General features: G+C 36.5%; 12 protein-coding genes. 8 read left to right on the top strand and 4 right to left on the bottom strand.

The window, feature by feature from the left end; translation table 11 throughout:
- The first annotated feature begins 451 nt into the window (after nt 1–451).
- The 5 genes from dnaG (at nt 452) to NC799_RS01285 (ending at nt 6,579) form a co-directional block, all read left to right on the top strand.
- The gene (gene dnaG, locus NC799_RS01305; protein ID WP_272444505.1) at nt 452–2,272 is read left to right on the top strand and encodes a DNA primase; all 1,821 of its coding nucleotides are present in this window, start codon (nt 452–454) and stop codon (nt 2,270–2,272) included.
- A 32-nt stretch (nt 2,273–2,304) separates the two neighbouring features.
- Nucleotides 2,305–3,426, top strand: coding sequence for an RNA polymerase sigma factor RpoD (rpoD, locus tag NC799_RS01300; RefSeq protein ID WP_272444504.1), 1,122 nt, complete (start codon nt 2,305–2,307; stop codon nt 3,424–3,426).
- A gap of 645 nt (nt 3,427–4,071) precedes the next feature.
- On the top strand, nt 4,072–4,446 hold the full coding sequence (gene cccA / locus NC799_RS01295) for a cytochrome c550 (protein ID WP_272444503.1): 375 nt from the start codon (nt 4,072–4,074) through the stop codon (nt 4,444–4,446).
- Between the two features lie 313 nt (nt 4,447–4,759).
- Nucleotides 4,760–5,464: a tRNA (adenine(22)-N(1))-methyltransferase gene (locus NC799_RS01290; protein WP_272444502.1), complete on the top strand. Its 705-nt coding sequence runs from the start codon at nt 4,760–4,762 to the stop codon at nt 5,462–5,464.
- Nucleotides 5,461–6,579 (top strand): Nif3-like dinuclear metal center hexameric protein, encoded by a 1,119-nt coding sequence (locus NC799_RS01285; RefSeq protein ID WP_334313835.1) that lies wholly within the window; start codon nt 5,461–5,463, stop codon nt 6,577–6,579. The genes NC799_RS01290 and NC799_RS01285 overlap by 4 nt, the downstream gene beginning before the upstream one ends.
- Before the next feature lie 163 nt (nt 6,580–6,742).
- Here the strand turns inward: NC799_RS01285 and NC799_RS01280 are convergent, their stop codons facing one another.
- Nucleotides 6,743–7,687, bottom strand: coding sequence for a 4-hydroxy-3-methylbut-2-enyl diphosphate reductase (locus tag NC799_RS01280; protein ID WP_272444501.1), 945 nt, complete (start codon nt 7,685–7,687; stop codon nt 6,743–6,745).
- A 180-nt stretch (nt 7,688–7,867) separates the two neighbouring features.
- Between NC799_RS01280 and NC799_RS01275 the strand changes: the two genes are divergently transcribed.
- Nucleotides 7,868–9,181, top strand: a complete 1,314-nt coding sequence (locus NC799_RS01275; RefSeq protein WP_272444500.1) for a DEAD/DEAH box helicase — start codon at nt 7,868–7,870, stop codon at nt 9,179–9,181.
- Nucleotides 9,182–9,231: 50 nt separating this feature from the next.
- Nucleotides 9,232–10,122 (top strand): deoxyribonuclease IV, encoded by an 891-nt coding sequence (locus tag NC799_RS01270; RefSeq protein ID WP_272444499.1) that lies wholly within the window; start codon nt 9,232–9,234, stop codon nt 10,120–10,122.
- 134 nt (nt 10,123–10,256) lie between these two features.
- On the opposite strand, the gene NC799_RS01265 is transcribed toward NC799_RS01270, so the two are convergent.
- Nucleotides 10,257–10,541 (bottom strand): DUF2624 domain-containing protein, encoded by a 285-nt coding sequence (locus NC799_RS01265; RefSeq protein ID WP_272444498.1) that lies wholly within the window; start codon nt 10,539–10,541, stop codon nt 10,257–10,259.
- Between the two features lie 302 nt (nt 10,542–10,843).
- Between NC799_RS01265 and NC799_RS01260 the strand changes: the two genes are divergently transcribed.
- The gene (locus NC799_RS01260) at nt 10,844–11,266 is read left to right on the top strand and encodes a hypothetical protein (RefSeq protein ID WP_272444497.1); all 423 of its coding nucleotides are present in this window, start codon (nt 10,844–10,846) and stop codon (nt 11,264–11,266) included.
- A 35-nt stretch (nt 11,267–11,301) separates the two neighbouring features.
- On the opposite strand, the gene ispG is transcribed toward NC799_RS01260, so the two are convergent.
- Nucleotides 11,302–12,390 (bottom strand): flavodoxin-dependent (E)-4-hydroxy-3-methylbut-2-enyl-diphosphate synthase, encoded by a 1,089-nt coding sequence (gene ispG / locus NC799_RS01255; protein WP_272444496.1) that lies wholly within the window; start codon nt 12,388–12,390, stop codon nt 11,302–11,304.
- A gap of 191 nt (nt 12,391–12,581) precedes the next feature.
- Complete coding sequence (locus NC799_RS01250) at nt 12,582–12,980, bottom strand: hypothetical protein (RefSeq protein WP_272444495.1); 399 nt, start codon at nt 12,978–12,980, stop codon at nt 12,582–12,584.
- Nucleotides 12,981–13,110: the final 130 nt, after the last annotated feature.

Genomic DNA, 13,110 nt, shown 5'->3' with positions numbered 1-13,110 from the left:
AGCGCCACGTCAGGTCTTGTCTTATGCCTTTCGGATCTAACCAGGCGCTTTCGCTTTTCTAAAAAAGTTATAGTAATTTCCTTTTTATTGTATTATAATTAATTTTTGTGAAAAAATGTTTCTATATTTATTAATTTTCTTAGCAATTTGGGGGTAAATCAAAGAAATTATCCTAGAAAGCAGGAAAATTTTCATCCTTGTAGAATAATGACTAGGTAAGAGGATTTTTCTTTCAAGCTAAGGTGCGCTAAAATTGCAAAAATATTTGAAAGAAAATATAATGAAAACTTGACATAAAGTGGTTTTATATGTTTATTTAATTTTTTTAGAGGTATTACTAGATGTATAAAACAAAAAATTTTAACCTTTCGAAAAAATATTGTCGAAATATGAAGGGTTTTCGTTATTTATCTAGAAATAAAGAAAGATATGGAGATATGGTGATGCATAAATGCCAAGTCAGATTCCAGAAGAAACGATTGAAGAAATAAAAAAGGGTAATGACATCGTTGATATAGTTGGGGAGTATGTTCAGCTGAAAAAACAGGGTAGAAACTTTTTTGGGTTGTGCCCTTTTCATGGTGAACAAACACCATCGTTTTCTGTTACACAAGATAAACAAATTTTTCACTGCTTTGGATGCGGAAAAGGTGGTAACGTTGTAACGTTTGTAATGGAAATTGAGGGATATAGCTTTATCCAAGCAATCGAGTTCTTGGCGAATAAAAGTGGACATGTATTACCTGGGATGGATGTCCAAGCTGAACAGTCGCCATATAAACGAGAACAAAACGATGTACTTAAGGCTTATGAATGGTTAAGTAAATTATATCATCATTTGTTGAGACATACAAAGGAAGGTAAAGAAGGATACAATTATTTACTTTCGAGAGGTTTTACAGATGATATTATTGATAAGTTTCAACTAGGTTTTTCACCAGGTTCCAAAGATTTTATTGCTGAGTTTTTAGAGAAAAAAGGATTCCATAAACAATTAATGGTCAAGGCCGGTATCCTTTCAGTAAATGAACAAGATGTTGTTACGGATCGATTTCGCAGTAGGGTAATCTTTCCAATACGTAATCATCTTGGTAAATGTATTGCCTTTGGTGGTCGAACGATTACGAATCAAGAACCTAAGTATTTAAATAGTCCTGAGACTGATTTATTTCAAAAGGGAAAATTGCTTTACAATTTTGATTTAGCAAGAAGTGCAATTAGAAAAGAACAAAAAGCTGTATTGTTCGAAGGATATATGGATGTAATTTCCGCCTACAAAGCGGGAGTTCATAATGGAGTTGCGACACTAGGAACTTCGATTACAGAGTCTCAGGCCAAGTTGCTACGTAGGTATGTGGATACAGTTGTCATTTGTTATGATGCTGATAAGGCAGGTGTTCAAGCTGCGTACAAGGCAGCGAAATTACTTAAAAGTGTTAATTGTACTGTGAAAGTTGCAACAATGCCAAATAATTTAGACCCAGATGAATATATTGGTCAATATGGTGCGGATCGTTTTAAACAGGATGTTCTTGATGCTAGTGACACGTACATGACCTTCTTAATGAAATTTTTGGCAAAGGATTATAATCTTCATTTAGAAGGAGATAGAATTCAATATGTAGAAAGGATTCTAGATGAAATTGCATTGATGGAACGGCCGATAGAACGGGAGTATTATTTAAAGGAATTGTCAAACCAATTTGATTTATCTTTAGATACATTGTCCTTAGAGGTTCGTAATCGACTGAAAAAGACTGTGAGTAAACCGGATAACCAACGACAGGTTAGCCATACTAAGATAACAAAAGGAGCTTTTTCCAATAAAAAATTACTTCCAGCCTTTCATAACGCAGAACGTCGATTAATAGCGTATATGCTCCACAATCAATCAATTTGTGAAAAGGTAAAAGAAGAAATTGGAGGATTATTTAACATTGATGATCATAAAGTCATTGTTACTTACTTATATGCGTATTATGAAGAGGGGCATTCTCCAGACGTAAGCAACTTTATTGAAAAACTTCCTGATACAACGATACAGAACTTGGTTGTTCAAATTGCAATGATTCCAGTCCTTGATAACATAAGTGATAGAGAAATAAATGATTATATCCGAACAATTAAAGCAGAACAAGGTGACCATGCTAAGATAAAGTCTTTAAAAGCTGAACAAAGATTAGCAGAGAAACAAAAAGATCCTGTCAAAGCAGCACAGATTGGTATGGAAATTCTTTCTATTCAAAAGAGATTGAAAAACTTTAATGGTTGAAGATAGATGTGAGTTTGGAAGGAGGGGGACTTATGGCGAACAATAAGCCATCACGTTCAAAAGAAAATGATACAGAATTAACATTAGATCAAGTAAAAGAACAGTTGTTAGAGCTTGGAAAAAAGCGCGGTGTTTTAGCATATGAAGAAGTAGCAGAACGACTATCCAACTTTGAATTAGAGTCAGACCAAATGGATGAATATTACGAGTTCCTTGGCGAGCAAGGTGTAGAGGTTATTGGTGATTCGGAAGAAGATCCTAGCATGCAGCAATTGTCCAAAGAGGAAGAATTTGATCTCAATGATTTGAGTGTTCCACTAGGGATTAAAATCAATGATCCTGTAAGAATGTACTTAAAAGAAATTGGAAGAGTAGACCTCCTATCTGCGGCAGAGGAAATTGATTTAGCAAAGCGAATTGAAGAAGGAGAAGAGGAAGCAAAACGTCGTCTAGCAGAAGCAAACTTGAGACTTGTTGTCAGTATCGCCAAAAGATATGTCGGTAGAGGGATGCTATTCCTAGATTTAATCCAAGAAGGAAATATGGGTCTAATTAAAGCAGTGGAAAAATTTGACTATCGTAAAGGGTATAAATTTAGTACTTATGCTACTTGGTGGATAAGACAAGCAATAACACGTGCAATTGCTGACCAAGCGAGAACGATTCGGATTCCTGTTCATATGGTTGAAACTATTAATAAGTTAATAAGGGTTCAGCGTCAATTATTGCAGGATTTAGGAAGGGAACCAACTCCTGAAGAAATAGCAAAAGACATGGAGCTAACACCAGATAAGGTAAGAGAGATTTTAAAAATCGCGCAAGAACCAGTTTCATTAGAAACACCAATTGGAGAAGAAGATGATTCCCACCTTGGTGATTTTATTGAAGACCAAGAAGCAACATCCCCTTCTGATCACGCGGCCTATGAGCTGTTAAAAGAGCAGCTTGAAGATGTATTAGATACCTTAACAGATCGAGAAGAAAATGTTCTTCGCCTACGTTTCGGGTTGGATGATGGTAGAACAAGAACACTAGAAGAAGTTGGTAAAGTGTTTGGAGTTACACGAGAACGTATTAGACAAATTGAAGCCAAAGCTCTTCGAAAACTAAGACACCCTAGCCGAAGCAAACGATTAAAAGATTTCCTTGAGTAATCCCTTATTTGAAAAGCTCAGTCATTGTATGACATGCAATGACTGTGCATTTTTATTTCATTTGGTTACCATGAGGTAAATATACGGTAGGTCAACGTAAGGAAATAATGAATTGGAAAAAGAAATAAAATATGCTTCTGGCCCAGTATTGTAATTATCTACTCCTGCGTATACGTAGGGAAAGGTAACCAGACGAAGTTTTTAACTTTTAGTGTCAATATAGATCATCCTTACTAATTTGTATTTCTTGTCTTTTATTTTACTGAATTACACGTTATATTGCAAATCTCGGTAATCTTTATTATCTTAGCAATTTCCTATCTGATTTCCCATTTTTTATACAAACATAAAGCATTAGAACGCCTTTTTTCATTAATTATCTTCCAATTAATTTTATTTTTATCAACACTTCATGTGGTCGATTTTTTAAGCTGTTTGGTGAATTTTCATCCAAATTATGGAAAGTGCAATTTTTTTTACTACAAATTTATGTAATCATTTGAAAATAACAGGATTAACCCTTTTCTCTTTTTAACATTTAAAGTAAAATAAAGTTAGTTTTGTATATAGAAGTGCAGAAATTATATTTTGCTATACCACTTTTTAACATCTCAAATGAGGTATACATAAGGAGGACAAAGAAAAATGAAAAGAAACCCAGTTATCCCTTATGCAATTATCGCTGTTCTAGGGATCCTAGCAATGATTATTCTTTCTGTTGTCGGGGTGAATCAGCAAGAAAAAATTGAATTAGCTCAGGAAAATGGAGGTCAAGCAGAAGGCGGAGAATTAAAAGAGCCAGATGCAATTGCTCAGGCTTGTATCAGTTGCCATGGAAGTGATTTATCAGGTGGCGTCGGACCAAGCTTACAACAAGTTGGGAATAAGTATTCTGAAGAAGAGATTTTAGAAATCCTTAAGAACGGTATTGAGGGAACTGCAATGCCGCAAATGGCACCGGGAACGATTAGTAATGAAGAAGCGCAAGTACTAGCTGGCTGGTTAGCTGAGAAAAAATAATGCAATAAAACCAAAGCTTTCTGCATGCAGAAAGCTTTTATTTCATAAGACAAGTCCTTTTGTGGCAAAGGCCGTCACGTCAGGACTTGTCTTGCTTTTCAGGGGTGACCAAGGCCCCCAGCGCTTTTCTTATAAGATAAGAAAGTATAAAAAATGCAAGAGCTGTCTAGCTCCGGGCGCCTACCCCCTCGAGGTCTTAAGCAGAAAATCTTTGTGTCAAAGAGCGACACATAGATTTTCTGCTTAAGCTTGTCGGGGGTGACCAAGGCCCCCTGCGCTTTTCTTATAAAAATGTGTGTGGAGGATGTCATTGATGAATCAACTTATGTTATCAGAACGTTTGAAAACCGTAGCAACGTACATTCCAAAAAAGGCTAACTTTGCTGATATAGGTTCAGATCATGCCTATCTTCCTTGCTATGTATGTACGAAAGATATTGAAGCCAAGGCCATAGCAGGTGAGGTAAATGAAGGACCGTTTCAAAGTGCCGTTACCAATGTCAAGCATTACAATCTATCAAGCCGCATTGATGTCAGAAAAGGTAATGGCTTAGCTATATTGAAAGAAAGTGAAGTAGAGCAAATCGTTATTGCTGGTATGGGTGGTAGTCTTATTACAACAATATTGGAAGAAGGAAAAGCGAAACTTGATAAGGTTAACCGTATAATTACACAGCCTAACGTTGATGCAAGTTCAATACGAACTTGGTTTTATCAAAACGGGTTTGATTTAGTCAAAGAGCGGATCGTTAAAGAAGACGGTCACATTTACGAAGTATTAGTTGCGGATAGGGGTAATGCCAATTCCAACTATCACCCAACCTTAGTAAAAAAACAATTACTATTCGGTCCATTATTGTTACAAGAAAAATCTGAACCTTTTATAGAGAAATGGCAAGTAGAGAAAGATAGAAAAGAACGCGCAGTTAAACAAATGATGCAGGCTAAAGAATTGGATCATGCTAAACTAGATTGTTTTAAGGAAGAAATACAAATGATAAAGGAAGTGCTATCGTGAGTGAAATCCAAGGTAAACGGTTAGTTCAGATATTCGAAGCTTGGGCACCAAAATCGCTAGCATACCAATGGGACAGCGTAGGACTTCAAATTGGGTCTTTGGACCGAACAGTTCAAAAAGTGATGGTCACACTTGATGTAATAGAAAGTGTGGTAGATGAAGCAGTTGAAAAAAACGTGGATCTGATCATTGCGCACCATCCTATTTTATTTAGTCCATTGAAACAGATCAATGTGGAAGATCCAAAAGGGCGTACAATTGAAAAACTTATCAAAAATAATATTACTGTTTACGCAGCGCATACGAATTTGGATATAACATCTGGTGGTGTAAGTGATATTATCATGGATAAACTCTCGATTCATCCGACCAAAGTGTTAGTTAAGTCCGCAACTATGAAATTATTTAAATTGATTGTGTATGTCCCTGAGTCTCATGCGTCTAACCTTATTGAAAAGTTAGGAAATGCCGGGGCAGGACACCTTGGTAACTATAGTCATTGCTCCTTTACGTCTAAAGGTGTAGGTGCATTTAAACCATTAAAAGGTAGTAACCCTCATTTAGGTGAGATAGACAGTCTCAAAAAGGTGAACGAGGTTAAAGTTGAAACGATTATTAGAGAAGATCAAATTTCCCATTTGCTTACTGTCATTACCGATGTTCATCCTTACGAAGAAGTGGCATACGACCTTATTCCACTATGGAACAAAGGGAATGATATTGGGGCCGGCCGCATTGGGCAATTAAAGGAACCGATTAGCTTAAAAGAGTTTTGTCAATTTGTAAAGGATCGTTTAGACTTACCAGCAGTCCGTGTAATAGGTGATTTGCATGAAACAGTCAAAAAAATTGCTGTGCTTGGTGGAAGTGGAGAAGATTTTATTGAAACTGCAATTAGTCATGATGTAGATGTCTATCTAACGGGTGATTTAACATTCCACGATGCACAAGATGGATGGCAAGCAGGGCTAAAGATGATTGATGTAGGCCATTATGTGGAAAATCATCTAACACATGCAGTTAAGCACTATTTAGAAGAAAAATTAAATGGTGAAGGGGAAACGATCGAAATTATTGTTTCTTCGGTTAACACTGATCCTTTTCAATTTTTATAGGAGTCTAGGAAAGCTTGCATTTTAAAGCATAGGAAAAGCGCAGGCGCACGGAGCTAGACAACTCTTGGATCTTTTTATACTTTCTTATCTTTTAAAAATGATTGCCCACACCTATTCTGTAAGTTGGTGGTGGGCAATTTTTTGTCAACGTTTAGGCTAATTGTTACTTTTTCACCTTAACTTTTGGTAAAATTTTTCTTCTATCAACTTTTGATGTCGTATCCCAAGAAGTCTCATCCTGGTCATTATAAGCTTCAATAAACGTTATCACTTCTTTAGTAATAGGTGTAGGTGTAGAGGCACCTGCAGTAATAGCAACCTTGTTTACCCCTTTTAACCAATCAAGTTTAATTGCAGAAACATCGGCAATTCGGTAAGCTTTTGTGCCAGCAATTTCCTCAGATACCTGTGCAAGCCGGTTGGAATTGTTACTTCTTGGGTCGCCAACAACTAAAGTTAAATCAGCCTCTTTCGCTTGTTCTGCAACGGCTTCTTGTCGAACTTGTGTTGCCATACAAATTTCTTGGATCATTTCTGTTTGAGGATATTTTTCTTTTACTGTCTGCATCACATCATAAACATCCCATTGACTCATTGTCGTTTGGTTCGTTACAAGTATTTTTTCATTGGTTAAGTTTAATTTTTTCACGTCTGCCTCTGTTTGGACTAAATGAACATGACCAGGGGCAACACCAACGGCGCCTTCTGGTTCAGGATGTCCTTTTTTTCCAATATAGACGATTTCATAATTTTCTTTTACTTTGTCTCTTATTAAGTCATGGGTTCTTGTTACATCGGGACAAGTTGCATCTAGTACAGTAAGTCCCTTTTGTTTTGCGCGTTCCTTCACTTGTGGTGATACACCATGAGCGGTGAAAATAACTGTTCCCTCATTTATTTCTTCTAGTAATTCTTCTCTATTTTTACCATCAAGTGTAATGACACCTTCGTTTTTAAATGCATCTGTTACATGAGAGTTATGGACAATCATTCCTAAAATATAGATCGGTCTAGGCAAGTTTTTATCTTTGATTGCATTTTGAGCAATTACCATCGCGTCAACTACGCCGTAACAATAGCCTCTCGGTGCAATTTTGATAACTTCCATTGTAATTCCCCCTTTGGTGATGGTGAAAGTTTAGAGTTTGCAATGTTTAGGCATTAGTTTCATTATAAAGGTAAAACTATTAGTTGACAAAGATAATTAATTAGCTGGATGTGCAATTTATGTGTTTCTAACCTATAATAGAAAATGGACCATGTCTATAGAGGAAAAAGGAGTATTATAATGAATAATCATCAATTTAAACAGTACGCATTAACATCTACGATAAATCAGGTTATTGACCAATTAGGTTTTCATGAACCAACACCTATACAGCAAAAAGTTATCCCTGCTGCACTTCGAGGTGAAAGTATTATTGGTCAATCCCAAACAGGCTCAGGTAAAACCCATGCCTATCTTTTACCGTTATTGAATTCGTTAGATGAATCTAAGAAGGAAGTTCAATTTGTTGTAACTGCACCTACGCGAGAATTAGCTACACAAATTTACAACGAGGTTAAAAAAATTATTGAATTTGCAAAAAAAGAACAAGAGTGGCATGCAAAGCTTTTTATTGGTGGAACCGACAAAAAAAGAACAATTGAGAAATTAAAGGAGCAACCACAAATTGTAATTGCAACGCCCGGACGGTTGTTAGACCTAGTCCAGGAAGGTGCTCTTGATTTATTTTCTGCTAAGGCCTTTGTTATTGATGAAACAGACCTCATGCTTGACTTAGGATTAATCAAGGAAGTTGATCAAACATTAGTTAAAATGAATCATGATGTTCAAGTTATGGTGTTTTCTGCAACGATTCCAGAACGTTTGCAACCTTTTTTAAAGAAATACCTTGAACAACCTACGTATATTAAAATAGAAGACCATTTATCTCCGGAAACAATGGAGCATCGATTAGTTCCACTCAGACATAAATCCGTGTCACAGGTTGTATTCAACATTACTCAGACCATCCAACCATATTTAGCTATCATTTTTACGAATGGTAAAGAACTGGCTAATGAACTAGCTGCTGAATTAAACGAAAAGGGCTTAGAAGTGGGGTTGATCCATGGTGGATTGACACCAAGAGAAAGAAAGCGCGTCTTAAAAGATATTCAAGCTCTTAAGTATCAGTTTATTGTTGCAACTGATTTGGCAGCAAGGGGTATTGATATAAAGGGAGTTAGTCATGTAATTAACGCTCAATTACCTAAAGAGGAAGAATTCTATATTCATCGTGTTGGTAGAACTGCACGTGCTGGCGCAGAAGGTACAGCGATTAGTGTCTATAAGGATGAAGATATAAGGCTGATTGAAAAGTTAGAAACAAAAGGTCTCTCCTTTGAAAGTTATGATATTAAAAATGGGGAATGGGTTGAATCGAAGGCTTGGAACGAAAGAAACTTGCGATTGAAAAAAGATAATGAAGTCGATAAGGAAGCATGGAAAAAAGTCAAAAAACCAAAAAAGGTTAAACCTGGATATAAGAAAAAAATGAAATTTCAGCAGGAAAAAATCAAGAAACGTTTACAAAAAAATGTTAAACACAAAAAATAATAATTTGTATGTTATAATTATTATCATAAGATAGAAAGAGGTGTTATCAATTGAAAATTGGATCACATGTTTCCATGAGTGGTAAAAAAATGCTACTTGGCTCTAGTGAGGAAGCAAAAACATACGGAGCGAATGTTTTTATGATTTATACAGGAGCACCTCAAAATACGAGGAGAAAACCAATCGAAGAACTCAATATCGAAGAAGGTATAAAACATATGAAGAACAACGGATTGGAAGAAATTGTTGTTCATGCACCTTACATTATTAATATTGGAAATACAAATAAAAAGGAAACCTTTGAATTAGGTGTGAATTTTTTACGTAGTGAGATTGAACGTTCAGAAGCAATTGGTGCCAATCAGATTGTTTTACATCCAGGCTCACATGTTGGGGAAGGTTCTGATAAAGGTATCGCTAAAATTATTGAAGGATTAAATGAAGTGTTAGAATCAAATCAGAATATCCAAATTGCTCTGGAAACTATGGCTGGAAAAGGTTCTGAGATTGGAAGGTCCTTTGAGGAATTAGCTGAGATTATAAATGGAGTGACGAACAATGACCGTTTATCTATTTGTTTAGATACGTGCCATATTCATGATGCTGGCTATGATATAATCAATGATTTCGATGGGGTTTTAGATCAATTTGATCGTATTATTGGGATTGATCGGCTTAAAGTTATTCACGTTAATGATAGTAAGAATGAACGTGGTGCACATAAAGACCGACATGAAAACATTGGCTTTGGTCATATAGGGTATGATGCGTTAAGGTATATTGTTCATCATCCACAATTAAAGGAATTACCTAAAATATTAGAAACCCCATATGTTGGTGAAGACAAGAAAAACAAAAAACCTCCATATCGGTTTGAAATTGAGATGCTTCAGGGAGAAGCCTTTGTTTCAGATTTGAAAGATCGAATTCTTAGTCAATAACGTAATTTTATTTGTGTTCTAAGCAATCACGGCTATTTACCCAGCACGGTCCTAAGGCAAGCTTCTTCAAGAGGGGCTTGCCTTAGGTTTGCTAGCGACAAGGAACACTTCCAAGAATCTACACTGTGCTTTTCTTATTTAAACCACGATTCGACTCCGTATTCCTTGACCAATTTTGCAAAGAGTTTTTGTGCTTTTTGTGCTGTTTTCAGGTCAGTAATTTGAGCAAGTTTTTTGAATAATTTTAAACGATCCTTTTCTTCCATTGGATTTAGTTTTGTCTTACTTAAGTAATTAGTAATTTCTTCAGCCTGTTGTTTAGTAATCGAAATTCCGTATTCTTTACTGTAGCCTAAAAGCTCATTAGGCGTAATGCTTCTTAATTTTTTGATAACCATCTGTTTAACAATATTACTCATTTGAAAACTCCCCGTTACCTGATTTATCAGTACTGAATGGACATATTTAGTCTATGCTCCAATTTGCTAAATTGTTCTTAATAGTTACTTTTTTTATAAGATAAGAAAAAATGAAGCTTGTCGGGGGTGGGCACTAAGGAACACTTCTAAGAATAGACATCGCAGAAACAAGTGGTTTGCTTGTTTCGAAGGCGCGACTTGCGCTTTTCTTATATAAAATGGATGAATGTTCCTTGTAATATTTTTAAATAATTCCATAAGATAATAGTGCACCTCGAAAAAAGAAAGTGAGGGTTCTAACTATGGACGAATCGTATCGTAAGGAACGAAGCGCCGAAATAGAAGAAGCCCCAAAAATTGGGGAAGAAGAACCTACTGTCGCTACATCTAGGCAGGATGAAGAAGTATATTCTTTAGATGAAGCCTATAAGCGTAAGCGTGATACAGAAATAGCACAAGAAATGACTGCTACCGAATTTGACCGCCCTATTGAAGCGACCGATCAAGAAACGGAAATGAAATCAGAAGTAAAAACTGGTTTCGGTTGGCTTGCGCTGATCCTTTCCGTATTATCTTTCTTTGTAGCTCCAATCTTATTGGGTGCAGCAGGTATCATTTTCGGGTTTATTTCAAAAAATAGAGGTGCAGATACTCTTGGTAACACAGCTATTACAGCAGGTGCGATTTCCATTATTATCACTTTGTTTATTGCTCCATTTGTATAAAGAAAAAGAGCCTGGCATATGCTAGGCTCTTTTTCTTATTCGCTAATTTTTTCGTAATATTCTTGTGCAATTTTATCTACTTCTTTTTTCAGTTCATCTACCATGGTTTCTTCCGGTACTTTACGGATTATTTCCCCATGTCTAAAAAGTAAACCTTCACCACGTGCTCCCGCAATACCGATGTCGGCCTCGCGAGCTTCACCAGGTCCATTAACCGCACAGCCGAGGACAGCTACTTTTATGGGGGCCTTGATTGTTGAGATGTATTCTTCCACCTCGTTGGCAATTTTGATTAAATCAATTTCGATACGACCACATGTTGGACAAGAAATTAATGTGGCGGCATTGGAGGCTAGGCCAAATGTTTTTAACAGCTCACGTGCAACCTTCACTTCCTCGACAGGGTCTGCACTTAGTGAGATTCGCATTGTACTTCCAATTCCTTTGCTTAGTATCGCACCCATCCCAGCAGCACTTTTTATACTACCTGCAAATAATGTGCCTGACTCCGTAATACCTAAATGAAGTGGATAATTTATCACCTCAGCTGCTTTTTCATAAGCTTCGATAGCGAGTCTAACATCTGATGCCTTTAATGATACAATAATGTCATGAAAATCCAAGTCTTCTAGAATTTTGATGTGATGTAAAGCACTTTCCACCATGCCTGCTGCTGTTGGATATCCGTATTTTTCTAAAATATGTCGTTCTAGGGAACCAGCATTTACACCGATTCGAATAGGGATTCCTTTGGCCTTTGCTGCATTGACGACTGCTTCAACCTTATCACGTTTACCGATATTTCCCGGATTAATTCTAATTTTGTCTGCTCCGCCTTCAATTGCTTTAAGTGCTAATTTATAATTAAAATGAATATCAACAACTAAAGGAATATTTATTCTCTTTTTTATTTCTGGGATTGCGTTTGCTGCACGTTCATCTGGACATGCTACTCGAACAACTTGGCATCCAGCTTCTTCCAATCGTTTAATTTCTGCAACTGTTGCTTCTACATCATGTGTCTTGGTGGTTGTCATCGATTGAATCACGACTTCATCGCGCCCACCAATGATGAGGTTACCTACTTTAACAGGTCTCGTATCTTTTCTATGGGTTAACGCCATTCTCTATATCGCTCCTTTATAAATCGCGAATAATCTATCCGTAGTTGCCACTGTCCATTATAAAGCTAATGGATTAAAATTAGAAGTGACAAACACTATTTTTTTACAAGATACAAAAGTGAAAAAGATCCAAGAGCTGTCTACTCCTCTCCTTAGCCCCTCGGGTCTTGAGCAAGGCGCTTTCGCTTTTCTTAGTTATCATAGATGGGAAACAAGTAGGATTCATTCGGTATAATTTGATGCGGATTGACACCAGGGTTTAATGTTTTGAAATCTTCAATTAATTGAGTTATCTCCATAGAGGGGATATTCGGATTAATTGTTTCAATAATGGTTAAGACAGTATCTCCTGGTTGTATCATTATCCTTGTTACTGTATATCGGTCGGATATGGCTTGCTCATCTGGGAAAGAATTCTCAGTCTTTTCTTCGTTATCCTTATTATCCATTTCCTTGTCGCGGGGCATATTGTCCTGAACAGATACGGATTCAGATGGTTGGATAATCGTCCCGACGGTTAAATCTTTAAATATGCTAATAACAAACAGAATAAGAGCAAGTGTTAGCACTACTTTTTTTATGAATTCCAACGTGAAATTCCTCCTTAAGGCACCCTTTAAATAGCCGTGCTGTCCTTAGCTGGAGCATTTTTTTAAACTTAGGCTTAACAAGGTGTCTTTTAGCTTTCTTAAATATTAGTTCTACATGATTTGCAATATC

It is taken from the genome of Aquibacillus salsiterrae, assembly GCF_028416595.1.
GTDB lineage: Bacteria > Bacillota > Bacilli > Bacillales > Amphibacillaceae > Aquibacillus_A > Aquibacillus_A salsiterrae.
The sequence above is the reverse complement of the archived record's forward strand: the minus strand, read 5'-3'. Positions and strand labels throughout refer to the sequence as shown.

Coding starts and splice junctions, on each gene's coding strand:
- dnaG (WP_272444505.1), top strand. CDS start 452: ATGCCAAGTCAGATTCCAGAAGAAACGATTGAAGAAATAAAAAAGGGT.
- rpoD (WP_272444504.1), top strand. CDS start 2,305: ATGGCGAACAATAAGCCATCACGTTCAAAAGAAAATGATACAGAATTA.
- cccA (WP_272444503.1), top strand. CDS start 4,072: ATGAAAAGAAACCCAGTTATCCCTTATGCAATTATCGCTGTTCTAGGG.
- NC799_RS01290 (WP_272444502.1), top strand. CDS start 4,760: ATGAATCAACTTATGTTATCAGAACGTTTGAAAACCGTAGCAACGTAC.
- NC799_RS01280 (WP_272444501.1), bottom strand. CDS start 7,687: ATGGAAGTTATCAAAATTGCACCGAGAGGCTATTGTTACGGCGTAGTT.
- NC799_RS01275 (WP_272444500.1), top strand. CDS start 7,868: ATGAATAATCATCAATTTAAACAGTACGCATTAACATCTACGATAAAT.
- NC799_RS01265 (WP_272444498.1), bottom strand. CDS start 10,541: ATGAGTAATATTGTTAAACAGATGGTTATCAAAAAATTAAGAAGCATT.
- NC799_RS01260 (WP_272444497.1), top strand. CDS start 10,844: ATGGACGAATCGTATCGTAAGGAACGAAGCGCCGAAATAGAAGAAGCC.
- ispG (WP_272444496.1), bottom strand. CDS start 12,390: ATGGCGTTAACCCATAGAAAAGATACGAGACCTGTTAAAGTAGGTAAC.